At 73.3% G+C, this 25449-nt stretch carries 25 protein-coding genes; 6 read left to right on the top strand and 19 right to left on the bottom strand.

Annotation, left to right across the window (positions count from 1 at the left end; translation table 11 throughout):
• The first annotated feature begins 42 nt into the window (after window positions 1-42).
• Both NMQ01_RS04900 and NMQ01_RS04895 read left to right on the top strand, forming a co-directional pair.
• Window positions 43-438 (top strand): thiol-disulfide oxidoreductase DCC family protein, encoded by a 396-nt coding sequence (locus tag NMQ01_RS04900; RefSeq protein ID WP_255185747.1) that lies wholly within the window; start codon window positions 43-45, stop codon window positions 436-438.
• On the top strand, window positions 435-1193 hold the full coding sequence (locus NMQ01_RS04895; protein ID WP_255185746.1) for a DUF4333 domain-containing protein: 759 nt from the start codon (window positions 435-437) through the stop codon (window positions 1191-1193). Before NMQ01_RS04900 ends, NMQ01_RS04895 begins: the two co-directional genes overlap by 4 nt.
• A gap of 83 nt (window positions 1194-1276) precedes the next feature.
• Here the strand turns inward: NMQ01_RS04895 and ftsY are convergent, their stop codons facing one another.
• The 8 genes from ftsY to NMQ01_RS04855 form a co-directional block, all read right to left on the bottom strand.
• Window positions 1277-2716 carry a signal recognition particle-docking protein FtsY gene (gene ftsY / locus NMQ01_RS04890; protein ID WP_255185745.1) on the bottom strand — a complete coding sequence of 480 codons (1440 nt, stop codon included), beginning with the start codon at window positions 2714-2716 and terminating at the stop codon, window positions 1277-1279.
• 58 nt (window positions 2717-2774) lie between these two features.
• A complete protein-coding gene (locus NMQ01_RS04885; RefSeq protein ID WP_255185744.1) occupies window positions 2775-3245 on the bottom strand; it encodes a DUF309 domain-containing protein in 471 nt (156 codons plus the stop codon).
• Window positions 3246-3249: 4 nt separating this feature from the next.
• Window positions 3250-5232, bottom strand: a complete 1983-nt coding sequence (locus NMQ01_RS04880) for a M13 family metallopeptidase (protein ID WP_255185743.1) — start codon at window positions 5230-5232, stop codon at window positions 3250-3252.
• The gene (locus NMQ01_RS04875) at window positions 5229-5444 is read right to left on the bottom strand and encodes a hypothetical protein (protein WP_255185742.1); all 216 of its coding nucleotides are present in this window, start codon (window positions 5442-5444) and stop codon (window positions 5229-5231) included. Before NMQ01_RS04875 ends, NMQ01_RS04880 begins: the two co-directional genes overlap by 4 nt.
• A gap of 97 nt (window positions 5445-5541) precedes the next feature.
• Entirely contained in the window at window positions 5542-9135 is a 3594-nt protein-coding gene (smc, locus tag NMQ01_RS04870) for a chromosome segregation protein SMC (RefSeq protein WP_255185741.1), read from the bottom strand.
• A gap of 184 nt (window positions 9136-9319) precedes the next feature.
• A complete protein-coding gene (map, locus tag NMQ01_RS04865; RefSeq protein ID WP_255185740.1) occupies window positions 9320-10081 on the bottom strand; it encodes a type I methionyl aminopeptidase in 762 nt (253 codons plus the stop codon).
• Window positions 10078-10389 (bottom strand): chorismate mutase, encoded by a 312-nt coding sequence (locus NMQ01_RS04860; RefSeq protein ID WP_255185739.1) that lies wholly within the window; start codon window positions 10387-10389, stop codon window positions 10078-10080. The genes map and NMQ01_RS04860 overlap by 4 nt, the downstream gene beginning before the upstream one ends.
• Window positions 10390-10434: 45 nt before the next feature.
• Window positions 10435-10725 carry an acylphosphatase gene (locus NMQ01_RS04855; RefSeq protein ID WP_255185738.1) on the bottom strand — a complete coding sequence of 97 codons (291 nt, stop codon included), beginning with the start codon at window positions 10723-10725 and terminating at the stop codon, window positions 10435-10437.
• A 70-nt stretch (window positions 10726-10795) separates the two neighbouring features.
• Here NMQ01_RS04855 and NMQ01_RS04850 point away from each other — a divergent pair, with 70 nt between their 5' ends.
• Window positions 10796-12709, top strand: a complete 1914-nt coding sequence (locus NMQ01_RS04850) for an acyltransferase family protein (protein WP_255185737.1) — start codon at window positions 10796-10798, stop codon at window positions 12707-12709.
• A 91-nt stretch (window positions 12710-12800) separates the two neighbouring features.
• Here the strand turns inward: NMQ01_RS04850 and mutM are convergent, their stop codons facing one another.
• The 9 genes from mutM to NMQ01_RS04805 form a co-directional block, all read right to left on the bottom strand.
• Window positions 12801-13673: a bifunctional DNA-formamidopyrimidine glycosylase/DNA-(apurinic or apyrimidinic site) lyase gene (gene mutM / locus NMQ01_RS04845; protein WP_255185736.1), complete on the bottom strand. Its 873-nt coding sequence runs from the start codon at window positions 13671-13673 to the stop codon at window positions 12801-12803.
• Between the two features lies 1 nt (window position 13674).
• On the bottom strand, window positions 13675-14445 hold the full coding sequence (gene rnc, locus NMQ01_RS04840; RefSeq protein ID WP_255185735.1) for a ribonuclease III: 771 nt from the start codon (window positions 14443-14445) through the stop codon (window positions 13675-13677).
• A gap of 13 nt (window positions 14446-14458) precedes the next feature.
• Window positions 14459-14653 carry a 50S ribosomal protein L32 gene (gene rpmF, locus NMQ01_RS04835; RefSeq protein WP_007927847.1) on the bottom strand — a complete coding sequence of 65 codons (195 nt, stop codon included), beginning with the start codon at window positions 14651-14653 and terminating at the stop codon, window positions 14459-14461.
• Between the two features lies 1 nt (window position 14654).
• The gene (locus NMQ01_RS04830; RefSeq protein WP_072624107.1) at window positions 14655-15251 is read right to left on the bottom strand and encodes a DUF177 domain-containing protein; all 597 of its coding nucleotides are present in this window, start codon (window positions 15249-15251) and stop codon (window positions 14655-14657) included.
• Between the two features lie 104 nt (window positions 15252-15355).
• Window positions 15356-15838 (bottom strand): pantetheine-phosphate adenylyltransferase, encoded by a 483-nt coding sequence (gene coaD / locus NMQ01_RS04825; protein WP_255185734.1) that lies wholly within the window; start codon window positions 15836-15838, stop codon window positions 15356-15358.
• Window positions 15835-16389, bottom strand: a complete 555-nt coding sequence (locus NMQ01_RS04820) for a hemerythrin domain-containing protein (RefSeq protein WP_255185733.1) — start codon at window positions 16387-16389, stop codon at window positions 15835-15837. Before NMQ01_RS04820 ends, coaD begins: the two co-directional genes overlap by 4 nt.
• A gap of 48 nt (window positions 16390-16437) precedes the next feature.
• Complete coding sequence (gene rsmD, locus NMQ01_RS04815) at window positions 16438-17013, bottom strand: 16S rRNA (guanine(966)-N(2))-methyltransferase RsmD (RefSeq protein WP_255185732.1); 576 nt, start codon at window positions 17011-17013, stop codon at window positions 16438-16440.
• A 64-nt stretch (window positions 17014-17077) separates the two neighbouring features.
• Entirely contained in the window at window positions 17078-19294 is a 2217-nt protein-coding gene (locus NMQ01_RS04810; protein ID WP_255185731.1) for an ATP-dependent DNA helicase RecG, read from the bottom strand.
• Window positions 19294-20961: a DAK2 domain-containing protein gene (locus tag NMQ01_RS04805; protein WP_255185730.1), complete on the bottom strand. Its 1668-nt coding sequence runs from the start codon at window positions 20959-20961 to the stop codon at window positions 19294-19296. The genes NMQ01_RS04810 and NMQ01_RS04805 overlap by 1 nt, the downstream gene beginning before the upstream one ends.
• Before the next feature lie 200 nt (window positions 20962-21161).
• Between NMQ01_RS04805 and rpmB the strand changes: the two genes are divergently transcribed.
• Complete coding sequence (gene rpmB, locus NMQ01_RS04800) at window positions 21162-21356, top strand: 50S ribosomal protein L28 (protein WP_255185729.1); 195 nt, start codon at window positions 21162-21164, stop codon at window positions 21354-21356.
• A gap of 82 nt (window positions 21357-21438) precedes the next feature.
• Here the strand turns inward: rpmB and thiL are convergent, their stop codons facing one another.
• Window positions 21439-22458 (bottom strand): thiamine-phosphate kinase, encoded by a 1020-nt coding sequence (gene thiL / locus NMQ01_RS04795; protein WP_255185728.1) that lies wholly within the window; start codon window positions 22456-22458, stop codon window positions 21439-21441.
• Between the two features lie 55 nt (window positions 22459-22513).
• On the opposite strand from thiL, the gene NMQ01_RS04790 reads away from it, so the two are divergent.
• Entirely contained in the window at window positions 22514-22972 is a 459-nt protein-coding gene (locus tag NMQ01_RS04790; RefSeq protein WP_255185727.1) for a DUF3515 family protein, read from the top strand.
• A gap of 70 nt (window positions 22973-23042) precedes the next feature.
• On the opposite strand, the gene NMQ01_RS04785 is transcribed toward NMQ01_RS04790, so the two are convergent.
• On the bottom strand, window positions 23043-24170 hold the full coding sequence (locus tag NMQ01_RS04785) for a D-alanine--D-alanine ligase family protein (RefSeq protein WP_255185726.1): 1128 nt from the start codon (window positions 24168-24170) through the stop codon (window positions 23043-23045).
• 31 nt (window positions 24171-24201) lie between these two features.
• Here NMQ01_RS04785 and NMQ01_RS04780 point away from each other — a divergent pair, with 31 nt between their 5' ends.
• Window positions 24202-25299 carry a PLP-dependent aspartate aminotransferase family protein gene (locus tag NMQ01_RS04780; protein WP_255185725.1) on the top strand — a complete coding sequence of 366 codons (1098 nt, stop codon included), beginning with the start codon at window positions 24202-24204 and terminating at the stop codon, window positions 25297-25299.
• Window positions 25300-25449: the final 150 nt, after the last annotated feature.

Below are 25449 nucleotides of genomic sequence, written 5' to 3'. Positions count from 1 at the left end.
TGACGCGGCCGGATCCGTCCCAGCACGTGGGACGATCGGTCCATGCGTCCGATCCTCGTCTTCGACGGCGACTGCGGCATGTGCACGACCTGCGCCGACCTCGTCGTCCGGCGCCTGCGTCGCTCTCCCGCCGACTACGACGTCGCCCCGAGCCAGCGGCTGGACCTCCCTTCGCTCGGCCTGACGCAGGAGCAGTGCGACGAGGCGCTGCAGTGGGTCGGCGCCGACGGCGCCATCGCCTCCGGCCACGACGCCGTCGCGGCGGTGCTCCTCGCCTCGCGCTGGTGGGTGCGGCCCGTCGGGGTCGCGCTGCGCCTGCCCGGCCTGCACGCGCTCGCGGGTCTGGCCTACCGTTGGGTTGCAGGACACAGACAGGCATTTCCGGGGGGAACACCAGCATGCAGCCTCCCGGCGCACCACGAGCAGGGAGAGTCATGACGCAGCCGCCCACCCCTCCGGGCCAGCCCGGTCCCCACCAGCCCTACGGCCAGCAGCCCCATGGTCAGCAGCCCTACGGCCAGCCGCAGGGACAGCAGCAGCCGTACGGTCAGCAGCCCTACGGCCAGCAGCCGTACGGTCAGCAGGGCACCAACCCCTACGGAGGTCACCCCGGCGGGACCCCGCCGACCAAGGGTGGCGTCCCGGCGTGGGCCTGGATCGCTGGCGCGGTCGCCCTCGTCCTGGCCCTCGTGTGCTGCGGCGGGATCGGTCTGGTGGCGCTCGGCGACGATGACGACGAGACGACCACGGCCTCGTCGACGGCCCCGCCCACGACGACCACAGAGCCCACGACGACCACAGAGCCCACGACGACCACCGAGCCGACCACCGAGCCGACCACGGAGCCGACGACCCCGTCGACGACCACCACACCCTCGTCGACCTACTCGCCGTCGTCCACGCAGTCGGTCCCCCCGGCCCCCGCGGGCACGCCCAACACGAGCAGCCGGCACCAGCTGAGCGCCGACGACCTCGAGGGGCAGATCGCGCGTGGCATGAGCCAGTACGGCCACACGAAGTCGGACATCAACTGCATCGGCGGCATCGTCCTCATCAAGGGCCGCACGGCCACGTGCACCGCGCCCGTCCCCGGTGACTCGAGCCGCACCTCGACGGTCAACGTCGAGGTCGCCTGGGCGATCCAGACCTCGACCCAGCTGCGCTACTACCTGACCTTCAACCAGCGCACCTGATCACCCCGCCCGGCCCCGGGCACAGCGAAGGGGCGCCCGCCGCGATGTCGCGGCGGGCGCCCCTTCGTCGTGGTGCTGCCGGATCAGCCGACGATGGCGTCGACGAAGGCCTCCGGCACGAAGGGCGCGAGGTCGTCCGGCCCCTCGCCGAGGCCGACGAGCTTCACCGGCACCCCGAGCGTGCGCTGCACGGCGACGACGATGCCGCCCTTGGCAGTGCCGTCGAGCTTCGTGAGCACGACACCGGTGACGTCGACGGCCTCGGCGAAGATCTTCGCCTGGGCCAGGCCGTTCTGCCCGGTCGTCGCGTCGAGGACGAGGAGCACCTCGTCGATGGGGGTCTGCTTCTCGATGACGCGCTTGACCTTGGCCAGCTCGTCCATGAGGCCGACCTTGTTGTGCAGGCGACCGGCGGTGTCGACGATCACCGCGTCGGCCTCGGTGTCCGCGGCCGCCTTGACCGCGTCGAAGGCCACGGCCGCGGGGTCCGCGCCCTCACGGTCGCTGCGGATCGTCGGGACGCCGACCCGGGCGCCCCAGGTCTCGAGCTGGTCGGCCGCTGCGGCGCGGAAGGTGTCGGCCGCACCGAGCACGACGTCGCGGTCGTTGGCGACGAGCACGCGGGCGAGCTTGCCGACGGTCGTCGTCTTGCCGGTGCCGTTGACCCCGACGACGAGGATGCAGGCGGGGCGACCGTCGACGCGCGAGGCGGCCAGGCCGCGGTCCATGGTCGGGTCGACGAGGCGCAGCAGGTCGGCGTAGAGCCAGTCCCTGGCGACCTCGGGGTCGGTCGTGCCGTCGACGGAGACGTGCTCGCGCAGCGAGTCGACGAGCTCGGTCGTCGGCTCCATGCCCAGGTCGGCGACGAGCAGGGTGTCCTCGACCTCCTCCCAGTCCTCCTCGGAGAGCTTGCCCTGCGACAGCAGCGCGAGCAGGCCCTTGCCGATCGCGCCGTTGGAGCGGGCCAGGCGGGTGCGCAGCGAGCGCATCCGGTCCTTGGTCGGGGCGGGGGTGTCGAGCTCGGGCTCGACGGCGGCCTGCTCGGCCGTCTCGGGCGCGGTGGGCACCTCGGGCTCGACCGGGGCGTCAGCGTCCGGCGTGGTCTCGGTGGCCGGCTCGGTCGTGGCCGGCGGGGCGGTGGTGGCCCGCTCGGCGCCGGCATCGGGCCCGACGGGCGTGACGTCCTCGTCCGCGGTCTCGGGCTCGCTCGTCGTGGATGTGGTCGTCTCGGGCGCGGCCGGCTCGGCGGGGCGCTCCGCAGGCTTCGTCTCGGCAGGCGGGGTCTCCCCCTTCGCCTCGGCAGGCGGAGCCTGGGGCTGGGCGTGGTCACTCGGCCGGTCGAGGACGATCGTGCCGCTGCGGTGGTCGGTGGTGCCCTTGGGGCGCTCCGGCGGGCGGTGCTCCGGCGGCAGCTCCTTGCTCTTGCCCCGGCCTCCGCGCAGCAGGCCCACCGCGAGCCCCCCGAGGAGGACCAGCAGCCCGATCGCGACGGCGATGTACTCGGTCAGCGTGTCGATTCCCATCACGGGGTCATCTTCGCAGGCCCCACCGACCTCGCCGAACCCGTGGCGGGCGCTCCCCTCAGACCAGGCGAAGGGAGGGCACCGGCACCTCGCCGTCGGGCCGGGCGGCCAGCGCCCGCGCCCAGACGACCAGCCCGCCGACGTCGATCCCGTGGGGGGCGATCGCGACATAGCGCTCGACGGCGTCGGCGCCGCGGCTCGTCACGCTCACCGCGCCGCGGGAGTTGCCCCGGCGTTGGTGGGTCAGGCCGACGGCGAGCTGGGCCAGCCCCTGCCAGAGGGCACGCTCGGGCTCGGGGGCACGCTTCCACTGCTCCTCGAGCACCTCGTGGGCGTGGAAGGGCATCTCGGCGTCGAGGTACTCCTGGGCCTCGGCCAGCGCCTCGTCGGGGGTGCGCTCGCGCGCCTCCACTCGCGCCACGCCCGCGCTGCCGTGCGGCAGGGGTCGGCCGAGGCCGTCACGTGGACGCGAGTTCTCCGCGCGGCCGAGCGCATCCCGGTCACGCGCTGACGACACCTCGCGGGTCATCGGCTCAGAAGAGGGAGACGCGCTCGTGCGGGTCGAGCCACATGTCGTCGCCCTCGGCGGTGCCGAAGGCCTCGTGGAAGGCGTCGATGTTGCGCACGGCATTGGCCCGGACGTCCTGCGGGCTGTGCGGGTCGATCGACAGCAGCCGCACGGCCTCCTCGGTGCGCGCGTCGCCGCACCACACTCGCGCCCAGTTGCTGAAGAACCGCTGGTCGCCGGTCAGCCCGTCCTCGCCGACCTCCTCGGCCGCGTCGCCGACGGCGATCCGGTAGGCCGCGTGCCCGATGGCCAGGCCGCCGATGTCGCCGATGTTCTCCCCCACCGTCAGCGCGCCGTTGACCGTGTGTCCGGGCGCATTGCGGGTGGTGTAGCCGTCGAACTGCTCGACGAGGGCGTCGCGGCGCTGCTCGAAGGCCGCCCGGTCCTCCTCGGTCCACCAGTCGCGCAGGTTGCCCTGCCCGTCGTACGTCGAGCCGACGTCGTCGAAGCCGTGCCCGATCTCGTGACCGATGACCGCCCCGATGCCGCCGTAGTTGTCCGCGTCGTCGCCGTCGGCGTCGAAGAAGGGCGGCTGGAGGATCGCCGCGGGGAAGACGATCTCGTTGAGCCCGGGGTTGTAGTAGGCGTTGACCGTCTGCGGGGTGAGGAACCACTCGTCGCGGTCGACCGGGCCACCGAGCTTGTGCAGCGCCCGGTCGACCTCGAAGGCCGCCACCCGCCGCACATTGCCCACGAGGTCGTCGGCGTCGATCTCGAGCGCGGAGTAGTCGCGCCACGAGGCCGGGTGGCCGACCTTGGGCGTGAAGGCCTCGAGCTTCGCCGCGGCCTCGGCGCGGGTCTCCTCCCCCATCCACGACGACTGGGCGAAGGACCGCCGGAAGGCCTCGACGAGGTGGCCGACGAGCTCCTCCATCCGCTCGCGGGCCGCCGGTGGGAAGTGCCGCTCCACGTAGAGCCGGCCGACGGCCTCGCCGAGCGAGGCGTCGACGAGCGAGACCCCACGCTTCCACCGGGCGCGCTGCTCGGGGATGCCGGAGAGGGTGCGCCCGACGAAGTCGAACTCCTCGGCGACGACGGCTGCGTCGAGGTAGGCCGCGTGCGACTGGACGATGCGCAGCCGCAGCCAGTCCTGCCAGGTCGCGAGGTCGACCGACTCGAGCGCCGCCGACAAGCCGCGCAGGAAGTCGGGCTGACGCACGACGACCTCGGCGAAGGGAGCCTCCGCCCCGAGCCCTCGGGCCCAGGCGCTCCAGTCGACCGCTGGCGCCAGCTCGGCGAGCCCTGCGGCGTCGACGAGCGTGTAGGTCTTGACGGGATCGCGGTTGGTCACGCGGTCCCAGTGGTGGCCGGCGAGCGTCACCTCGAGGTCGACGACCCGCTCCGCGGTCTCGGCGGCAGCCGTCTCGTCGAGCCCGGTCGCGAGCGCGAGCAGCCGCACGACGTGCCCGCGGTAGGCCGCGAGGACCTCGGCGTGCTGCTCCTCGCGGTAGTAGGACTCGTCGGGCAGCCCGAGACCACCCTGCTCGAGGTACAGGACATAGCGGGTCGAGTCACGGTCGTCGGTGTTGACGAAGGGGAGGACGGCGCCGCTCACGCCGTCGCGGGCCAGGCGCCCGGTGAGCCCGACGAGGTCGGGCACGCTCGTCACCTCGTCGACCGCGGCGAGCAGCTCGCCGATCGGCTGGGCGCCGAGCTCGTCGGCCCGGGCCTCGTCCATGAAGGAGCTGTAGAGGGCGCCGACCTTGGCCGCGACCGGGTCGTCGGCGGCACCGGACTCGACAGCGGCCGCGACCTCCTCGATGAGGACGCGCACGTCCTCCTCGGCCCGCTCGCGCAGCACGTCGAAGACGCCGTAGCGACCGCGGTCGGACGGGATCTCGACGCGGTCGAGCCAGTGGTTGTTGACGTGGCCGAAGAGGTCGTCCTGCGGACGAACCCCAGGGTCGACCGGGCCGCGGAATCCTGTCGGGTCGGTGCCAGCCGTCATGAGGCCTTGCGCTTGCTCGGCGTCGCGCTGGAGATGAGGCCGGAGGTGCGGCTCGCGGCGCCGTCGGCGCTCTCGCGGACCTTGACCACCACGCGCTCGCCCCGGGCGGTGAGGATCTCACGCCCCTCGCGGCGGGCGGGGACGGCGACGAGCCCCATGACGAGGACGGACAGGGCGAGGCAGATCAGCAGGCCCACGATCATGGCGGTCATGCCCCCCATCGTCCCCCGAGCGGGCGACCGGCTCAACTCGACCCGCCGGTCGTCCCGAGGTGCGACCGAGGGGTGGGACCGGGCGACCCACCCCGGATCAGGCCGGCTGCGCCTGCTCGTCGGGGGCGACGTCGCGTAGCCGCTGGCTGACGACGGTGGTGATGCCGTCGCCGCGCATCGAGACGCCGTAGAGCGCGTCGGCGACCTCCATCGTCTTCTTCTGGTGCGTGATGACGATGAGCTGGCTGGAGTCGCGCAGCTCCTCGAAGAGCATGATCAGGCGGCCGAGGTTGGTGTCGTCGAGCGCCGCCTCGACCTCGTCCATGATGTAGAAGGGCGAGGGCCTGGCCTTGAAGATCGACACGAGCAGCGCGACCGCGACGAGCGAACGCTCGCCACCGGAGAGCAGCGACAGGCGCTTGACCTTCTTGCCCGGAGGACGGGCCTCGACCTCGATGCCGGTCGTCAGCATGTCGCTCGGGTCGGTGAGCACCAGACGCCCCTCCCCGCCGGGGAAGAGGCGGGAGAAGACCCCTTCGAACTGCTCGGCGGTGTCGGCGAAGGCCTCGGAGAAGACCTGCTCGACCCGCTCGTCGATCTCGGCGACGATCTCGAGGAGGTCCTTCTTCGACTGGCGCAGGTCCTCGAGCTGGGTCGTGAGGAAGGTGTGCCGCTCCTCGAGCGCGGCGAACTCCTCGAGCGCCAGCGGGTTGACCTTGCCGAGGGCCTTGAGGCCGCGCTCGGCGGTGCGCAGGCGCTTCTCCTGCACCTCGCGCACATAGGGCTGGGGCTCGGGGAAGTCCTCCGACTCCGGGTCCTCGTCGGGACCGGCGACGTGCGGGACGAGCTGGTGCGGGCCGTACTCCTCCATGAGCACGTCGGGGTCGACGCCGAGCTCCTCGATCGCCTTGGTCTGCAGCTGCTCGATGCGGGCGATCTGCTGGGCCCGGGCGACCTCGTCGCGGTGGACCTCGTCGGTCAGCTCGCGCAGGGCGTCCTGCTGCTCGGTCAGCTCGGTGCGCAGGCCGCGCAGGGCCTCGTCGCGCTCGGCCCGGGCGGCCTCGCCTGCGTCGCGGCGCTCGGCGGCGACCACGGCTGCGGCCGCGACCCGCTCGGCCGACCACGTCGCCGCGGTCTCGACGGCGGCGGCGACCTCGGCCTCGCGGCGGCGGCGCTCACGCCGCGCGCGCAGCCGCTCGCGGGCGGCGATCTCGTTGCGGGCGGCGCCCTCGAGCGACTCGGCGCGGCCGTGCAGCGAGCGGGCTCGCTCCTCCTTGGTGCGAAGGGAGAGGCGCACCTCGGTCTCGGCGGTGCGGGCCGAGCTCGCCTCGAGCTCGAGCCGCTCGCGGTCGTCGCCCGCGTCCTCGCCCTCGTCGTCGGTGGGCTCGGCCGAGGCGTCCTCGAGCCGCTGCTCGAGCTCGGCGAGCTCGGTGCGGTCGGCGTCGAGCGCTGTCGTCACGTCGGCGATCTTGGCCCGGGTGCGCTCGGCCTCGGAGCGCGCGGTGCGGGTCGTCGTGCCGAGGCCGCCGAGCTGCTCGGCGACCGCGGCCATGCGCGCGTCGGACTCGTGGAGCGCCTCCATCGCGGCGTCGCGGGCCTCGACCCGCTCGGCGAGGGTCGCGCGGGCGCGCGTCAGGGCGAAGGTCGACTCCTCGCTGCGCCGGGTGGCGTCCTCGAGCGCGGCCCGGGTCTCGTCGACGGCGGCCTGCAGCTCGAGCAGGCTGGGCGCTGCGCTCGAGCCACCCCGCACGAAGCCGGGCCCGTAGACGTCGCCCTCCTCGGTGACGGCGGTGAGGTCGCCGGCCTGCTCGAGCAGGGCCAGGGCAGCGGGGGTGTCGGCGACGATGGCGACCCGCTCGAGGACCTGCTCGACGGCGGGACGCACGGACTCGGGGGCCTCGACGACGTCGAGGGCCCACACGGCACCCGTCGGCAGGGTCGGCCACCCGGAGCGGTCGGAGGGGCGGGCCGTGGCACCGACGACGAGCGTCGCCCGACCGGCGTCGTCGGTCCGCAGCCGCTCGACGGCGCGGGCGGCCGCGTCGATGCTGCCGAGGGCCAGGGCATTGCCGGCCTGGTCGAGCGCGGCGGCGACGGCGGCCTCGTGGCCACCGGTGACGGTGACGAGCTCGGCGACGGACCCGAGGATCTCGTGCTCGTCGTCGGCGGCCTCGCGCAGCGCCTCGACGCCGTCCTTGCGTCGCAGGCTGAGCTCGAGGGCCTCGAGCCGGGCCTGCGCGGACTGCCGGTCGCGGTCGGCGACCCGGCCGGCCTCGACGACCTGCTCGACCTCGGCGGCGGCGGTGTCGTGGGCCTCGGCGGCGCGCTCGTAGGTCTCGTCGAGCCCCTCCTCGCTGCCCTCCTCGTCGGCGATGGTGCTCTCGAGCCGGGTGAACTCGCGCTCGGCCTCGTCGGCCCGGGCCAGGGCCGTGGTGACGACCTCCTCGAGGCGACCGATCTCGGCCTCGCGCGCCTCGATGCGCGAGCGGCGGGCGCCCACCTGACCGGCGAGCCGGGCCAGGCCCTCACGCCGGTCGGCCGCGCGCTGGGCGAGGGCCGCGACGCGCTGCTGCTCGGCCGCGTGCGCCTGCTCGGCCGCCTCGCGGGCGGCGACGGCTGCGGCGAGCTCCTCCCCCACGCGGGCGATGTCGGCGCGCAGCTCCTCCTCGTCGGCGCGGGCCCGGGCCGCCTGCTCGCGCAGCGCCTCCGGGTCACGGCCGCTCGTCGTCTCGACCTCCTCGTCCTGCCCGAGCAGGCGCACCCGCTCGGCGGCGAGGGAGGCGGTGGCGGTCAGCTTGTCGGTGAGCGAGGCCAGTCGGACGGCCCGCTGCTGGGCGGCGGTGAGCTCGGCAGCCGCCGAGGCACCGGCCTCCTCGTGCTCGGTGATCCGGGTGCGGGCGGCGAGCACCGCGGCCTCGAGCGCCTTGCGCCGCTCGAGCATCGCCTGCTCGTCGGCGACCTCCTGCTGCAACGCCGAGGTCATCCGCACGAGGTCGTCGGCGAGGAGTCGGTGGCGGGCGTCCCGGGCATCGGCCTGGATGACGGCGGCCTTGCGGGCGGTCTCGGCCTGACGGCCGAGCGGCCCGAGCTGGCGGCGGATCTCGGTCGTCAGGTCGGCGACGCGCGAGAGGTTGGCCTCCATCCCCTCGAGCTTGCGGATCGCCTTTTCCTTGCGCTTGCGGTGCTTGAGGACGCCGGCGGCCTCCTCGATGAACCCGCGGCGCTCCTCGGGCGTGGCCCGCAGGACGGCGTCGAGCTGGCCCTGCCCGACGATGACGTGCATCTCGCGGCCGATGCCGGAGTCGGAGAGCAGCTCCTGGATGTCGAGCAGCCGGCAGGAGGTGCCGTTGATCGCGTACTCCGAGCCGCCGTTGCGGAACATCGTGCGGCTGATCGTCACCTCGGTGTAGTCGATCGGCAGCGCACCGTCGGTGTTGTCGATCGTCATCGTCACCTCGGCGCGGCCGAGGGCGGCGCGGCCGGTCGTGCCGGCGAAGATGACGTCCTCCATCTTGCCGCCGCGCAGCGACTTCGCCCCCTGCTCGCCCATGACCCAGGCGAGGGCGTCGACGACATTGGACTTGCCCGAGCCGTTGGGCCCGACGATGCACGTGATGCCCGGCTCGAGCCGCATGTGGGTCGCCGAGGCGAACGACTTGAAGCCCTTGAGGGTGAGGCTCTTGACGTACACGAGCGGGGCGCTCCTCGGGGGCGGCGGCGGGACGGTTCGGGCCACTCTACTTCCCGCACCCGCCGCGCACCGGCCTCTCCGGCGCCCCCGAACTCCGCAAAACCCTAGGGTTTTGCAGGGTTGTGTGATCCGAACTGCGCAGAACCCCAAGGTTGTGCAGGGTTGGGAGGGCGCCTCCCTTCGCTCAGGCCGTGAGGATGATCGGATCGCCGTCGGTGATGGCGATCGTGTGCTCGCTGTGCGCCCCGCGGGAGCCGTCGACGCTGCGCAGCGTCCAGCCGTCGGGGTCGGTGTAGATCTCGTCGGTGCCGGCCATGAACCACGGCTCGATGGCGATGACGAGCCCGGGACGAAGGGGGATGCCCCGGCCCGCGCGCCCGTCGTTGGACACGTGCGGGTCGCCGTGCATCTCCCGGCCGACACCGTGGCCGCCGAACTGCGTGTTGATCGTGTAGCCCTCGGCCCGCGCGACGGCGGCTATGGCGGCGCTGATGTCGCCCATCTTGTTGCCGCCGCGGGCCTGCGCGATGCCCGCGGCCAGGGCGCGCTCGGTCGTGTCGATGATCCGCAGGTCCTCGGTGTCGGCCGTGCCGACGACGAAGGACTTCGCGGCGTCGCACACCCAGCCGTCGACGGAGACGGCGAAGTCGACCGACAGCAGGTCGCCGTCGCGCAGCCGGTAGTCGTGCGGCAGCCCGTGCAGCACGGCGTCGTTGACCGACGTGCACAGCACCTTGCCGAAGGGGCTGGCCCCGAAGGAGGGGTGGTAGTCGATGTAGCAGGAGGTCCCGCCCGCGGCGTCGATCATCCGGTGGGCGAGGGCGTCGAGCTCGAGGAGGTTGACGCCGACGTCCGCGGCCTCGGTGAGCGCCGCGAGCACGTCGCGCACGAGGCGGCCGGCCGGGCGCATCGCCTCGACCTCGTCCGGGGTCTTCAGCTCGATCATCGGGTCTCCCCCTCGGCCGCCTGCTGGTGGGCGATCTGCTCGTGGTGGTGGATGACCTCCGCGATGACGAAGTTGAGGAACTTCTCCGCGAAGACCGGGTCGAGACCGGCGTCGTCGGCCAGCGCGCGCAGTCGCGCGATCTGCCGCTCCTCCCGGGCCGGGTCGGCCGGCGGCAGGTCGATGCGCGCCTTGAGCACCCCGACGCTCTGCGTCGCCTTGAAGCGTTCGGCGAGCAGGTGGATCAGGGCGGCGTCGATGTTGTCGATGGACTGACGCAGCCGCAGCAGCTCGGGGGGTGTCTCGCTCACCCGCTCAAGGTTAGGTCACCGGTCACGGGCGCCCGAGCGGCCGTCTCACTTCTCGACGAAGCCGGCGATCCCTCCCTTCGCCGTCGCCTCCTGACGCACGACGGAGGTGACCTGCCCGGGCCGACGCGTGGTCGACGGGTCCTCCCGCAGCAGCCGGTCCAGACCGTCGAGGGACGAAGGGGGGCCCTCCGCCACGACCTCGACGCGGCCGTCGGCGGTGTTGCGGGCGTGGCCGACGAGGCCCAGCTCGAGGGCCCGGGACCTCGTCCACCAACGGAATCCGACCCCCTGGACCCGGCCGCGGACGAACCACGTGGCGCGCTGCGTGCTGCTCATGGCGGCGAAACTACCCGTCCCTCGGTGCGCCTCCACCACCCCGGGCCCGCGAGTGCCTAGCGTCGGGACCGTGGGTCAGCCTCCTGCCACCGTCGCCGCCACGTCCGCGCCTGACGAGCTCGCCCCCGCCGTCACGACGACGGCCGAGGGGCGACCTCTGCGTGGCCACCTGGCCGGTCTCGACGGCCTGCGCGCCCTCGCGATCGTCGCCGTCGTCGTCTTCCACCTCGACCCGCAGTGGCTGCCCGGCGGCTTCCTCGGCGTCGACATCTTCTTCGTCATCTCCGGCTTCCTCATCACGACGCTGCTCGTGCGCGAGCGCCGGGAGCGCGGCCGGGTCGACCTGCGCGGCTTCTGGACCCGCCGGGCCCGCCGGCTGCTGCCGGCCCTGCTCGTGGTCGTGCCCGCCGCGATCCTCATCGCCCGCACCGTCGAGGCCGACCTGCTCGTCGGCGTGCGCCGGCAGGCGCTCGGCGCGCTGACCTTCTCGACGAACTGGCTCGAGATCGCAGGCGGGTCCAACTACTTCGCCGCGACCTCGCCGCAGCTCTTCATGAACTTCTGGTCACTCGCGGTCGAGGAGCAGTTCTACCTCTTCTGGCCGCTCGCGGTCCTCGGGCTCATGGCGCTGCACCGGCGCACCGGTCTGGCCGAGGGCGCCATGGCCTGCATCGTCGGCACGATCGGTCTCGCCTCGGCGCTGCTCATGGCGATCACCTACGACCCCGACAACCCGACGCGCGCCTACTACGGCACCGACACCCACCTCGTCGGGCTCATGCTCGGCGCCGGCCTGGCCCTGCTGTGGACCGGCCCCGGACGCGCCTTCACGACCACCCGGGTCTGGCGCGAGCGCCGGCCGTGGTTCGTCGGCGCCGCGGCGGTCACGGTCGCGGCCCTGCTCGTCCTCGCGGGCGAGGAGCACGTGTGGACCTTCCGCCTCGGCATCCCGCTGATCTCGCTGGCCACCGCCGTGCTCCTGCTCGGCGCCGTCGACCGCCCCGGCAGGCTGCGCAGCACCCTCGAGCTGCCCCCGCTGACGTGGATCGGCCAGCGGTCCTACGGCATCTACCTGTGGCACTGGCCGGTCATCCTGATCATCGCCCAGGACATCCCGACGAGCGCCGGCACCGCCCCCTTCGTCTGGACCCGCGTGTGGGCCGTCGTCGTCACGCTGGCCCTGGCCGACCTGTCCTTCCGCTTCGTCGAGACGCCGGTGCGGCGACTGGGCTTCCGCGAGACGGGCCGACGCATCGTCGGGGCCTTCGCCCACCTGCGCTCGGTGCGCACCCGCCGGGTGGTGCTCGGCACCGGTGTCGTCGCGGCCCTCGTCCTCACGCTCGTGCTCGTCACCGCCCCCGACCGCACGTCCACCCAGCAGACGATCGAGGCCAACCAGGCCAAGGCGGCCGCGCCGCGCAAGACCGAGCCCGCCCCGACCTTCGCCGGGACCAAGAGCTTCACCATGCCGACCGGCGACGAGATCGACGTCTTCGGCGACTCGATGGTCGTCGGCTCGGTCCCGGCACTCGAGTACTACTTCCCCGGCATCCAGATCGACGCCCGCTCCAACCGGCAGTGGTCGGCCGGCCTGGCCGCCGTCGAGTCGGCGGGCCCCTCGCTGCGCCGCGCCGTCGTCCTCGCCTTCGGCACCAACGCCGGCACCGACCCGGAGACCATCGAGGAGACGCTGGCCGCGATCGGCGACGAGCGGATGGTCGTCATCGTCAACCTCCACGCCGACCGGCTCTCGCGGATCGACGAGGACAACGCCGCTCTCAAGCGCATCGCCGACAAGCACCCCAACGTCGCCCTCGCCGACTGGGACAAGGCCGTGACCGCCGAGGACCTGCAGTCCGACGGCATCCACCCGTCGCTCGGCGGTGCCCACACCTACGCCGCGACGATCCGCCGGGCCTTCGCCGACCTCTCCGAGAAGCACACCGGCACCAAGGTCTGGCTCAAGGACCTCCCCCGCCCCTGATCTCTGCAAGACCCTAGGGTCTTGCAGGGTTGTCTGGGTCGAACTCCGCAAAACCCTAGGGTCTTGCGGAGTTGAGCCGGGGCGAAGGGGGTCAGTTCCGGGCCGTGCGCGGGCGCACCTGGCAGCGGGGGCAGCTCGTCGAGCTGCGGTTCATGAACTGCTCACGGCGCATCGTCGTGCCGCAGCGCGGACAGGGGCGCCCCTCCTGCCCGTAGGCCGACAGCGACCGGTCGAAGTAGCCCGAGGCGCCGTTGACGTTGACGTAGAGCGCATCGAAGCTCGTGCCGCCCTGGTCGAGCGCCTGCGCCATGACGTCGCGGGCGTGGTCGAGCAGGCGGGCGATGGCCGGCTTGGTCAGGGACGACGCCAGTCGCTCTCCGTGGATCCGGGCCCGCCACAGCGCCTCGTCGGCGTAGATGTTGCCGATGCCCGACACGACGGTCTGGTTGAGCAGCACCCGCTTGATGCCGCTGCGACGCTGCTTGATGTCTCGCACGACGGCGTCACGGTCATAGCCCGGGTCGAAGGGGTCGAGCGCGATGTGGGAGACGCTGCTCGGCACGCCGTCGACGAGGTCGGCCAGGGCGAAGCCCCCGAAGGTGCGCTGGTCGACGAAGCGCAGCTCGTGTCCCCCGTCGGTGAAGACGAGGCGGCCGTGCGTGTGCTTGGCCAGCGGGTCCGCCGGGTCGGTGACGAGCATCTGCCCGCTCATGCCGAGGTGGACGATCAGCCCCTCGTCGGGCACGGCGTCAGGGGTGTCGGCCAGGGCGAGCCACAGGTACTTGCCCCGGCGGTGGGCGCCGGTGACCGCGCGTCCGGCGAGGCGGTCCTCGAGGTCGCGGGGGCCCGGCACGTGGCGGCGGGCCACCCGCTCACCCGTGAGGACGACGTGATCGAGGGTGCGACCGCTGACGTGGTCGGCCAGGCCCCGCCGGACGACCTCGACCTCGGGCAGCTCCGGCACGTCAGGCCGGCGGGTCGGTGACCGGCGCGTCAGCGACCGACTCGGCACCGGCAGTGAGGGCCGCGTAGGCGTCGGCCGCAGCCTTCTGCTCCGCGTCCTTCTTCGTCCGACCGACGCCGCGACCACGGATCTCGTCGGCGATGACGGCGGCCGCGGTGAAGGTCTTGTCGTGGTCCGGGCCCTCGTCGCTCGTGCGGTAGTGCACCGCGCCGAGGTCCTGGGCCGCGGCGACCTCCTGCAGCGAGGTCTTCCAGTCCAGCCCGGCACCGAGGGTCGCCGAGCGCCGCATCAGCGGGTCGAGCAGCGAGTGGACGAGCCGGCTCGCGGCGTCGAGACCGCCCGGCTTGGCCGTCGAGAGGTAGACGGCCCCGATGACCGCCTCGACGGTGTCGGCGAGGATCGAGTTCTTGTCCCGCCCGCCGGTGCTCTCCTCGCCGCGTCCGAGCATGACGAAGTCACCCAGGCCGATCGTGCGCCCGACGTCCGCGAGGGCACGCATGTTGACCACCGCGGCACGCAGCTTCGCCAGCTCGCCCTCGGTGAGGTCGGGGTGGGCGTCGTGCAGGTGGTCGGTGACGACGAGCCCGAGCACCGAGTCCCCGAGGAACTCCAGGCGCTCGTTGTGCGGCAGTCCACCGTTCTCGTAGGAGAACGACCGGTGGGTGAGGGCACGCGTGAGCAGCGGCTCGTCGACGGGCTCCCCGGTCACCTCGGTGAGGTATCGGGAGAGCTCCTCGACGGGCCGCTGCTCCGGTGAGGTCCTGTCGCTCATTGCGACAGGTGGCTCAGGCCTGGTGCTCGGTGCGGTCCGCGGTCGCGTAGTAGCGACCCTTGTAGGTACCGCAGCTCGGGCAGGCCTGGTGGGCCGGCGCGGGCGACTTGCACTGCGGGCAGGTCGACAGCGCGGTGGGCGTCGCCTTCCAGTTCGCCCGACGGCTACGGGTGTTGGAGCGCGACATCTTCCGCTTCGGGACGGCCACGTCAGTTCCTCTTCTCTTCGTTGTCCTCATCCCCCGACGGGGTGGCCAGAGGCGCAAGCGCCTCGAGTGCCGCCCACCGGGGGTCGATCAGCTCGTGGTGGTGCTCCGGGTCGTCCTCGAGCCTGGCTCCGCACTCGGAGCACAGACCCGGACAGTCGTCCCGACACACCGGTTGGAACGGCAGGTTCGGCAGAACCGCGTCCCGCAGCACCGGCTCGAGATCGATCATGTCGTCCTCGATCCGGTGCTCTTCCTCCTCGTCGGCCTCCGCGTCCACCTCGCGGTGGTGCTTCGCCCGATCGGGCCAGACGAACAGCTCCTGGAACGAGCTGTCGACCGGCAGGTCGATCTCGTCCAGGCACCGCACGCAGGCGCCCGTCGCCGTGGCAGAGACCGTCCCGCTCACCAGCACGCCCTCGTGCACGGACTCCATCCGCGCCTGCAGGTCCATGGGCTGGCCCTGCGGGACGGACAGCACATCCGTGCCGAAGTCGGCGGGTGCGTCGGCCTGGAGAGACACTTCGTGCATCGACCCGGGTCGGCGGCCCACATCCTTGGCATCGAGCACCAGGGGCGAGGCGGGGGCGTTGCGGTTCATGGCTCCAGTCTCCGACAGAACGGTCCACGACACGACGACGTAGACCGACGCACCAGACTACCGGCGATCCCCCCTTCGTCCCAAACCGACGAAGGGAGTGGGCCTCAGGGCCGGGGCAGACGCTCCACGAGGGCGTCGCGCACCTCGTCGGAGACGAGACCGGTGACGTCGCCACCGAAGCGCGCGACCTCCTTGACCAGCGAGGAGGAGACGTGCTCGTGGCGCGGGTCTCCGGGGATCAAGAGGGTCTCGACACCCGTGAGGTGCCGGTTCATCAGCGCCATCGGCCACTCGTAGGAAAAATCGGTCTCCCCGCGAAGGCCCTTGAGCAGCACCTGGGCGTCGAGCTCGGTGCACACGTCGACGACGAGCCGGTTGGCGAAGGCCTGCACCCGCACGTTGTCGAGGTCGGCCACCTGCGCCTCGATGAGGGCGACCCGCTCGTCGACGGTGAAGGTTCCCTGCTTCGCGGGGTTGTGCAGGATCGCCACGACGACCTCGTCGAAGAGCGTGGCGGCCCGGCGGAAGACGTCGACGTGGCCGACGGTCACCGGGTCGTAGGAGCCCGGGCAGACGGCGCGCGTCATGACGGCTGGTCGTCGTTGGGCAGGAGCCCGTCCTCGTAGGCCTGCTTCACCAGCGACTCGACCTGCTCGAGCGACCCGGCGCCGTCCTCGAGCAGCTCGTTGCGTCGGGCGGCCCAGTCGGCACCCAGCTGCTGGCGCAGCTCCTCGGAGGCGTCCTCGCGAGCCGGGTTGAGGATGGTCTGCTCCTCCTCGCCGATGTGGTGGTTGAGCACCTCGGCGACTGCCTCCACGGCGTCGTCGAACTTCTGGGTGTCGGTGCCCTTGGCCTGCAGCAGGTGGAGCAGCGCCTCGTTGGTCGCGGCGTGCTCCTTCTCCCCGTGGTGCTCCTCCTCGCCCTCGATGACATCGCGTCGGACGAGCTTGGGGTAGACGACCTCCTCCTCGGCCTCGCTGTGCGCGATGAGAAGCGCGGCGAATGCGCTGCGGGCCCCGTCGCGGTCGGCGCTGACATCACGCATGTCGCGCATGAGTTCCTCGAAGAGGCGGTGGTCGTCGGCGATGAGGTCGGTGATGTCCCCAGCGGCCGGGCGCGGGATCGTGTAGTCGCTCATGGCCCCATTCCTACCGGATGCACGGGCCCGCGGCGGGATGCGGGGCGCTCAGATCTGGTAGTCGGGGGCGACCCGGGTCGCGAACCACAGGGTCGTCTCGCCGTAGGACTTCGACCCCTCGGCGACGATCCCGTCGGGCCAGGTCGGCTCCGGCGAGCGCGACGAGCGCTCGATGACGATGACCGGCTCCTGCGCGAGCCACTGGTGGGCGAGCAGCATCTCGAGGACCGCGCCGAGGGACTCCTCGGTGACGTCGTAGGGCGGGTCGGCGAGGACGAGGTCATACATCAGAGACGCCGGCCGGTCGAGCGCCTGCTCGACGGTGCTCGACTGCAGGCGGGCTCCCGCGACGCCGAGGTCGGAGATGTTGGCACGGATCGTCGCGGACGCCCCGCGGTCGGACTCGACGAGCAGCACGCTCGCGGCGCCGCGGCTGGCGGCCTCGAGGCCGAGGGCCCCGGAGCCGGCGTAGAGGTCCATCACGTGCGCCCCGTCGATGACGTCACGCGCCTCGAGCGAGGAAAACAGGGCCTCCCGCACGCGGTCGGTCGTGGGCCGGGTGCCGTCGCCCGTGGGCGTGCGCAGCCGTCGGCCGCCCGCCTCTCCGCTGATGATCCGAGTCACGCCACCATGATGCGCCATGCCCGGCGGCGGCGACCAACCGGCGCTCGGGACGAAGGGGGTCGAGTCACCCCTTGTCGAGGAAGGCGGCCTCCTCCGCGCCGGCCCAGTCGTCGACGCGGGCGCGCAGGTGCGGGTGGTCGGCGAGCTCGGGGTCGTCCGCGAGGAGGGCCTGCGCGTCCTCGCGGGCCTCCTCGATGATCGCCTCGTCGCGCACGACCGACAGGTGGCGCAGGTGGTTGCGCGTGCCGTGCTGCGCGCGGCCGAGGACGTCGCCCTCGTGCCGCTGCTCGAGGTCAAGGCGCGCCAGCTCGAAGCCGTCGGTGCTCCCGGCGACCGAGGTGAGCCGCTCCCCCGCCGTCTCGCTCTCGGTGGCGGTGAGGAGCAGGCACACCCCGGGGTGACCACCGCGGCCGACGCGGCCGCGCAGCTGGTGCAGCTGCGAGACGCCGAAGCGGTCGGCGTCGAGGATGACCATCGCCGAGGCATTGGGCACGTCGACGCCGACCTCGATGACCGTCGTCGAGACGAGCACGTCGACCTGGCCGGCGGTGAAGCGGGCCATGACCGCGTCCTTGTCGTCGGGCGACATCCGGCCGTGGAGCATCTCCAGGCGCAGCCCCGACAGGGCCGGGTGCTCGGCCAGCGTGACGATGACCTCCTCGACCGCCGCGAGCGGCCGCTCGGGCCGCTCCTGCTCCTCGACGCGCTCGCCGTCGGCCTCGTCGTCGACCGGCTCGTCGGGGGCGACGAGATCGACCCCGTCGAGGTCGTCGGGAGCGTCGCCGCCGATGCGCGGGCAGACGACGTAGGCCTGCCGACCGGCGGCGACCTCCTCGGCGACCCGCTGCCACGTGCGGTCGACCCATCCCGGCGCCTGCACCGGCACGACGTGGGTCGTGATCGGCTGCCGGCCGCGCGGCAGCTCGCGCAGCGTCGAGGTCTCCATGTCGCCGAAGACGGTCATCGCGACCGTGCGCGGGATCGGGGTCGCGGTCATGACGAGCAGGTGCGGCGGCGTGCGGCCTTTGGCCCGGAGGGCGTCGCGCTGCTCGACCCCGAAGCGGTGCTGCTCGTCGACGACGACGAGCGCGAGGTCGGCGAAGGTCACCTTGTCCTCGAGCAGGGCGTGGGTGCCGATGACGATGCCGGCGTCGCCCGAGGCGATCTCGAGCAGCGCCTCGCGGCGTCGGGCGGCCGACATCGACCCGGTGAGGAGGGTGACGCGGGTGGCGTGCTCCGCTCCGCCGAGCATGCCGCCCTCGGCGAGGTCACCGAGCATCCCGCGGATCGACGCGACGTGCTGGGCGGCGAGGACCTCGGTCGGGGCGAGCAGGGCCGCCTGCCCCCCGGAGTCGACGGCGGCGAGCATCGCCCGCAGCGCGACGACCGTCTTGCCGGAGCCGACCTCTCCCTGGAGCAGCCGGTGCATCGGCGTCGGGCGGGCCATCTCGCCGAGGATCTCGCGGCTGACCTCCTGCTGGCCGGCCGTCAGCTCGAAGGGCAGGCGGGCGTCGAAGTCGCTGAGCAGCCCACCCTCGCGCGGGCTGCGGCTCGTCGTCGCGACGGCCGCGGCCTCGATGCGGCGCTGCCCGAGCAGGCACTGCAGGACGAGGGCCTCCTCGTAGCGCAGGTGGCGGCGGGCCGCGTCGACGTCGGCGTGGTCGCGAGGTGCATGCAGGGCACGAAGGGCGCCGCCCCGGTCGAGCAGCCCGCGGCGGCTGCGCAGGGACTGCGGGACGGTGTCGACGACGCCGTCGAGCTGGCCGAGGACGAGCCGCACGCAGCGGGTGATCGTCCACGGGTGCACGCCGGGCACGTGGCGGTAGATCGGGATGAGGCCGGTGTGGTCGGCATCGCCGAGCTCGCCGAGGGCGGCGGCTTCCTCGAGGGTGGCGTAGCCCGGGTGGGCGAGCTGGGTCTCCCCGCGGAACTGCGAGACCGTCCCGGCGAAGAGCAGCTCGCGCCCGGCGACGAGCTTGTGCTCGTGGCCGCGGGCGTCGAAGAAGGTCACCCGCATGCGCGAGCGCCCGTCGGTGATCGTCGCCTCGAGCATCCGACCGCGCCGCTTGGCCATCGGGCGGGTACGCGCCGACTCGACCCGCGCGACGGCGACGAGGAAGTCGCCGACCCGGGGGTTGCCGAGGTCGACGTCGGCCGTGCGGTAGCGGCGCGGGGCGAAGGCGAGCAGGTCACCGACGGTCTCGATGTCGCGGTGCTTCGCGAGCTTGCTCGCCGCCTGCCCGCCGAGCAGGCCCTTGAGCCGGGTCTCCTCGGTCGCCACTACTCGGCCCCGAGAAGCAGCAGGTAGTGCGGCTGCCCGCCCTCGACGACCTGGACCTCGATGCCCTCGCGGCGCTCCTCGATCCACTCGACGAGGCGGTCGACGAGCCCGTCGGGCGCGTCGGCGCCGACGACGAGGGTGATCAGCTCGGTGCCCGGGCCGACGATGCCCCCGAGCACCTCGCGAGCCACCTCGTCGAGGTCGGAGCCGACGATCGTGATGTCGCCGTCGACGACGCCGAGCACGTCGTCGACGGCACACATGCCACCGCTCGTCAGGCCCGCCTTGACCGCGATGGTCAGCGCGCCGTGACGGGTGGCCGCCGCGGCATGGGTCATCGCGAGGACGTTGTGGTGCGTCGGCAGCGTCGGGTCGTGGACCGCGAGGGCGGCCAGGCCCTGCACCGCGGTCGTCGAGCCGATGACGTGCACCCGCCGTCCCTCCTGCTCGGCGGCATGGGCGGCCGCGTCAGCGGCCATGCGGGTGTCGCGGTCGTTGGGCAGGAGGATGACCTCCTGCGTGCCCGCGGTGCGCACGGCGGCGACGATCTCGCCGGCCGAGGCGCGGTGGCCTGGGCCCGAGGCGACGGCGACCGCGCCGGCCTCCTCGACGACGCGCGCGATGCCCGGCCCGGCGGCGCAGGCGACGATCGAGACCCCCAGCCGGGGCGCTCGGTCGACGGTCTCGAGGAGGGTCACCGCCACCCGCTGGGGAGTCGCGTGGGCCAGGCCGGCCTCGAGCGCCGCGCCGATGTCGTCGGTGTGCACGTGCACGTTGGTCACGTCCCAGGCGGTCGAGACGACGACGCTGTCGCCGATCTCGTCGAGGCGGCGGCGCAGCTCGGCGACCCCCTCCTCGGGCACGTCGTGGACGAGGTACATCACCTCGTAGGCCGGCCCGTCATACCCGGCGCGAGCGGCGCCGTGGGAGCCCGCAGTCGCGGTGGTGGGCGTCGACCAGTCGGGCCGGCGCTCCAGCGAGGGGTTGAGCGTGAAGTCGTCGACCGCGTAGCGCGACGGCGCGCCCTGCTCGTGGACGACCTGGTCGAGGGCCTCGACGAAGAGCAGGTAGCCCGCCGCTCCGGCATCGACGACCCCGGCGTCGGCGAGGACCTGGAGCTGCTCGGGCGTGCGGGCCAGGGCCGCGCGAGCCGCGTCGACCGCGGCCCGGGTGACGTCGCCGAGCCGGCCTCCGGCCCCGATGACCCGCTCGACCTCGTCGGCGGTGGCGTCGGCCACGGACAGGATCGTGCCCTCCTGGGGGCGCACGACGCTCTCGCGGGCCCGACGCGCACCCTGCCGCACCGCCCGGCCGACCGCGGCGACGTCGACCTCGTCGAGCTCCTCCGAGGAGACGACCTCGCTCACCCCCCGCACGAGCTGACTGAGGATGACCCCGGAGTTGCCCCGCGCCGACAGCAGCGCCGAGCGGGAGAGCACCGCGGCCTCCAGGGAGAGCGGGGCCGTGCCGACGACGCCCATGGCCTCCTGCTCGCGCATCGCGCCAGCGAGGGCCTCGTCGAGGGTGAGGTACATGTTGGTGCCCGTGTCACCGTCGGGCACGGGGTAGACGTTGAGCGCATCGATCTCGGCCCGGCGCGCAGCGAGGGCCGCGCGGGTCATGACGACCCACCGGCGGACAGAGTCGGTGTCGAGGACCTCCAGCACGTCGGTCACGTTAGTGGAGAGGTGCGTCAGGGCGGGCCCGTGCGGCACGATGTGGTGGCCCCCGGGCCGCCTGCCGACACCGTTTTGGCTCCGCGGTCCCACCTCGGCTACTCTGTACCGGTTGCCCGGTGACGGGTCCCCCCTTCGTGGTGGACAGCCCGGGCGCGACACTCACTGACTGACGAACACAGGAGATACCCGTGGCTGCCAACTGCGACGTCTGCGGCAAGGGACCGTCCTTCGGACACTCCATCTCGCACTCGCACCGCCGCACCAAGCGTCGCTGGAACCCGAACATCCAGCGCGTTCGGGCCAAGGTGGGCGACGCCGGGGTGACCCCGAAGCGTCTCAATGTCTGCACCTCGTGCCTCAAGGCCGGCAAGGTCCAGCGCTGACCCGAGGCTGACGACATCGCCGCCGCTCCCCTTCGGGGGGACGGCGGCTTTTTCGTGCCCTCCCCCGGACGAAGGGGGAGCCTCACGCCCGGAAGTGGTCCCAGCCGGTGACGGCGGGCTCGGTGCCGTCGACGAGGACCGTCGGCTCGCCGGCGGCGCAGGCGCCGAGGACCTGCCAGCCCGCAGGCACGTCGCCGGGGGCGAAGGTCGCGACGAGCGAGTGCTCCTCTCCCCCGGACAGGACCTGACGCATCGCCTCGGCGGCGCCGAGGGCTTCGGTGAGCGGGCCGGCGGCGTGCTCGGCCAGCGCCTCGCCCGACAGCTCGACGCGCAGCCCGCTGGCCCGGGCGACCCGGCCGAGGTCACGCACGAGCCCGTCGGACAGGTCGATCATCGAGGTCGCCCCGGCGTCGGCCGCGACCGGACCCTGCTCCCACGGGGGGCGGCCGGCGGTGCGGTGGGTCAGGCACAGCTCGTGGGCAGCCCGCAGCGTGGCATCCCCGTCGGTGCCCGGGTCCCCGTCGTCGTGGGTGCGGCCGCGACCGGCAAGGAGCAGCTGCAGACCGCCGCCCGAGCGACCGAGCGTCCCGCTGACGGCGACGACATCGCCGGGGCGGGCACCGTCGCGGCGCACCGGGGCGCGGCCGCCCAGGTCACCGATGGCCGTGATGGCGACGAAGACGCTGCCCTCCCCTGCCGACGACAGGTCGCCACCGAGGACCGGGGCACCCGCCTCGCGAGCGGCCGCAGCGATGCCCTCCGCTAGGCCCACCGCCCAGTCGACCTCGGTCCTGGGGTCGGCGGCGAGGGCGACGAGCAGACCGGTGGGCGTGGCGCCCATCGCGGCGATGTCCGCGACGTTCTGCACGACGGCCTTGTGCCCGACCTCCTGCGGCGAGGACCACGTGTCGAGCCAGTCGCGCCCGCGCACCATCGTGTCGGTCGTGAGCACGACGGCCCCGGACGGTGCGGCGAGGACGGCCGCGTCGTCGCCCGGGCCGAGGACGACGTCGGCGGGCCCCCCCTTCGCCGTGTCGTAGACCGGGAAGAGGCGCCGCAGCAGCTCCCCCTCCGACAGGTCGGACAGGCGGGTCGGGTGCATCGGTCACGCTCCATCGAGGCGAAGGGGGTCAGCACCGCACGGTAGCCTCCCCGCCGTGCCCTTCACCCGCCGACCTCGTGCCGCTCTCGCCCTCGGCTGCGCGCTGCCGCTGCTGCTCGCGGGCTGCGGAGGTGCCGTGGAGGTGGCCGTGCCCGATGCGGCGGACAGCCCACCGTGCGTCGCGGCCGCCGAGCACTGGCCCTCGACGCTGAGCGAGCTGGAGCCCCGCGAGACCGACCCGAGCGACCCCGGGGTGCGCGCCTGGGGTGACCCGGCGGTCGTCGCGCGCTGCGGGATGCCCGCGCTGGGGCCGACCGAGGAGCAGTGCGTCGTCGTCGACGACATCGGCTGGGTCGCCGAGGAGCTCGGCGACGGCACGCGCCTGACGACCTATGGGCGCGACCCGGCGATCGAGGTCATCGTGCCCGAGGCACACGGGCCGGGGCCGCTGCTGCTTCCGGCCTTCACGCAGGCGGTCGAGGAGCTGCCGACCAACGGGCGCGAGTGCTCCTGAGCCCATGGCCCACTCCCCTTCGCCCTGCCCCAACTCTGCAAGACCCTAGGGTCCTGCAGGGTTGGCGCGGTCAGCGCAGGCCGACGGGGCGCTCGAGGGCGAGTTGGATGAGCTCGTCGACGAGCTCGGGGTAGGCGAGGCCGCTCGCGTCCCACATGCGCGGGTACATCGAGTGCGGGGTGAAGCCGGGCATCGTGTTGATCTCGTTGATGACCACGGCACCGCCCTCGGTGACGAAGCAGTCGACCCGGGCCAGGCCCTCGCAGGCCAGCGACTCGAAGGCCGCGGCCGCCAGGCGGCGCACCTCGTCGATCGCGGCCTGCGGCAGGTCCGCCGGGCAGGACAGCACGACCGAGGCCTCGTCGAGGTACTTGGCCTCGAAGTCGTAGAAGTCGTGACCGTGGCCGGACTCGACGACGATCTCGCCGGGCATCGAGGTGCGGGGGGCGTCGAGCCCGCGCCCCTGGAGGACGGCGCACTCGATCTCACGGCCGACGATGCCGGACTCGACGATGACCTTGAGGTCGTGCTCGCGGGCGGCCTCGATGGCCGCCTCGAGCCCGTCAGGGGCGTCGACCTTGGACACGCCCATCGACGAGCCGGCGCGGCAGGGCTTGACGAAGACGGGGAAGGTCAGCGCGTTGACGGCGTCCATCGCGGCGGCCTTGTCCCGGCGCCACTGGGCGTCGGTGATGACCGTGTAGGGCCCGACGGGCAGGCCGGCGCCGGCGAAGACGACCTTCATGTAGTGCTTGTCCATGCCGGCCGCGGAGGCGAGGACGCCCGAGCCGACGTAGCGGATGTCGGCGAGCTCGAGCATGCCCTGCAGGGTGCCGTCCTCGCCGTAGGGGCCGTGGAGCAGCGGGAAGACGACGTCGACCTCGCCGAGGGCCTCGAGCGCCTGCCCCGCTCGGTGCACCGTGAGGGTGGAGTCGCCGACGCGGGTCGGCAGGATGACCTCGGTGCCGGTCTCGGTGACCTCGGGCGTGTGCCCCGGCGTGAGCGCCAGCGCATCGGGGTCGTCGGCGGCGAGCACCCACGACCCGTCGGTCGTGATCCCGACCGGGACGACGTCGTAGGCGTCACGGTCGATCGCGCGCAGCACGCCCGCGGCCGTGGCGCAGGAGACGGCGTGCTCGGAGGAGCGACCGCCGAAGACGACGGCGACGCGGGGCTTGCGGCTGGACTGGCTGCTCATCGGGGAGAGACTAACCTCTAGCCTCGCCCTCATGGAGCACGACGACGCCGCACAGGCCCTCTCCCCCCGCACCAAGGTGGTCGCCCTCGGGCGCCCCGAGCGCACCCCGGGTGCGGCGCTCAACCCGCCCGTGACCTTCACCTCGACCTACATCCAGGACGGGCCGGTCAACTACGCGCGGGTCGGCAACCCGACGTGGACTCCCTTCGAGGAGGCGGTCGGCGAGCTCGAAGGGGGTGACGCGCTCCTCTTCTCGTCCGGCATGGCCGCGGTGCAGGCCGCGCTCTCCCTCGTGCCGACCGGCGGCACCGTCGTCGCGCCCGCCGCCGCCTACAACGGCGTCGTCGTCACGCTGACCGAGGCGGCGCGCGACGGTCGGCTCGAGGTCCGGTGGGTCGACGTCACCGACACCGCGGCGACGACCGCGGCCCTGGCCGGCGCCGACCTGCTGTGGCTCGAGTCGCCGTCCAACCCGCTGCTCGAGGTCGCCGACATCGGCGGCCTGACCGCGGCGGCGCACGAGGCGGGGGCGCTCGTCGTCGTCGACAACACCTTCGCCACCCCGCTGCTGCAGCGCCCGCTCGAGGACGGCGTCGACGTCGTCGTGCACTCCGCGACGAAGTACCTCTCCGGCCACTCCGACGTCATCCTCGGCCTGACCGTCACCCCCGGCACCGACGCGGGCCGGGAGCTGCACGCCCGCCTTGCCCGCCACCGCACCCTCGGTGGGGCGATCGCCGGACCCATGGAGGCGTGGCTCGCGCTGCGCGGGCTGCGCACGCTCTCCCTTCGCCTGGAGCGGGCGTGCGCCAACGCCGCCGACCTCGCCGAACGCCTGGCCACCCACCCGCGCATCTCCCGCGTGCGCTACCCCGGCTGGGGCGCGATCGTCTCCGTCGAGGTCGCCGGCGACGGTGATGGCGCCGCCGAGGCCGAGGCCATGACCGCCGGCACCCGCATCTGGTCGCCCTCGACGAGCCTCGGTGGTGTCGAGTCGCAGCTCGAGCGCCGCCGCCGCCAGCCCGGCGAGCCCGACGCCGTCCCCGACAACCTCGTCCGCCTGTCCGTCGGCGTCGAGGACGTCGACGACCTCTGGGCCGACCTGCAGCAGGCCCTCGACCGGGTCTGAGCGAGGCCCTTCGAGACGGCCGCGGGCGGCCTCCTCAGGGACCGGGGAGGAGCGCAGGCGCAGGACGAAGGGGGATGACCGCGCACATCAAGCCGAAGTCAGGCACGACGACGCGACGTGCGGGGAGACGAAGGACTTCGGCGGGCGCGG

It is taken from the genome of Janibacter sp. CX7, assembly GCF_024362365.1.
GTDB lineage: Bacteria > Actinomycetota > Actinomycetes > Actinomycetales > Dermatophilaceae > Janibacter.
The sequence above is the reverse complement of the archived record's forward strand: the minus strand, read 5'-3'. Positions and strand labels throughout refer to the sequence as shown.

What these genes read in the sequence shown, in the direction of transcription:
- NMQ01_RS04900 (WP_255185747.1), top strand. Translation starts at nt 43, where the DNA reads ATGCGTCCGATCCTCGTCTTCGACGGCGACTGCGGCATGTGCACGACC.
- NMQ01_RS04895 (WP_255185746.1), top strand. Translation starts at nt 435, where the DNA reads ATGACGCAGCCGCCCACCCCTCCGGGCCAGCCCGGTCCCCACCAGCCC.
- ftsY (WP_255185745.1), bottom strand. Translation starts at nt 2,716, where the DNA reads ATGGGAATCGACACGCTGACCGAGTACATCGCCGTCGCGATCGGGCTG.
- NMQ01_RS04885 (WP_255185744.1), bottom strand. Translation starts at nt 3,245, where the DNA reads ATGACCCGCGAGGTGTCGTCAGCGCGTGACCGGGATGCGCTCGGCCGC.
- NMQ01_RS04880 (WP_255185743.1), bottom strand. Translation starts at nt 5,232, where the DNA reads ATGACGGCTGGCACCGACCCGACAGGATTCCGCGGCCCGGTCGACCCT.
- NMQ01_RS04875 (WP_255185742.1), bottom strand. Translation starts at nt 5,444, where the DNA reads ATGACCGCCATGATCGTGGGCCTGCTGATCTGCCTCGCCCTGTCCGTC.
- map (WP_255185740.1), bottom strand. Translation starts at nt 10,081, where the DNA reads ATGATCGAGCTGAAGACCCCGGACGAGGTCGAGGCGATGCGCCCGGCC.
- NMQ01_RS04855 (WP_255185738.1), bottom strand. Translation starts at nt 10,725, where the DNA reads ATGAGCAGCACGCAGCGCGCCACGTGGTTCGTCCGCGGCCGGGTCCAG.
- rnc (WP_255185735.1), bottom strand. Translation starts at nt 14,445, where the DNA reads ATGAGCGACAGGACCTCACCGGAGCAGCGGCCCGTCGAGGAGCTCTCC.
- NMQ01_RS04830 (WP_072624107.1), bottom strand. Translation starts at nt 15,251, where the DNA reads ATGAACCGCAACGCCCCCGCCTCGCCCCTGGTGCTCGATGCCAAGGAT.
- coaD (WP_255185734.1), bottom strand. Translation starts at nt 15,838, where the DNA reads ATGACGCGCGCCGTCTGCCCGGGCTCCTACGACCCGGTGACCGTCGGC.
- NMQ01_RS04820 (WP_255185733.1), bottom strand. Translation starts at nt 16,389, where the DNA reads ATGAGCGACTACACGATCCCGCGCCCGGCCGCTGGGGACATCACCGAC.
- thiL (WP_255185728.1), bottom strand. Translation starts at nt 22,458, where the DNA reads ATGCACCCGACCCGCCTGTCCGACCTGTCGGAGGGGGAGCTGCTGCGG.
- NMQ01_RS04785 (WP_255185726.1), bottom strand. Translation starts at nt 24,170, where the DNA reads ATGAGCAGCCAGTCCAGCCGCAAGCCCCGCGTCGCCGTCGTCTTCGGC.
- NMQ01_RS04780 (WP_255185725.1), top strand. Translation starts at nt 24,202, where the DNA reads ATGGAGCACGACGACGCCGCACAGGCCCTCTCCCCCCGCACCAAGGTG.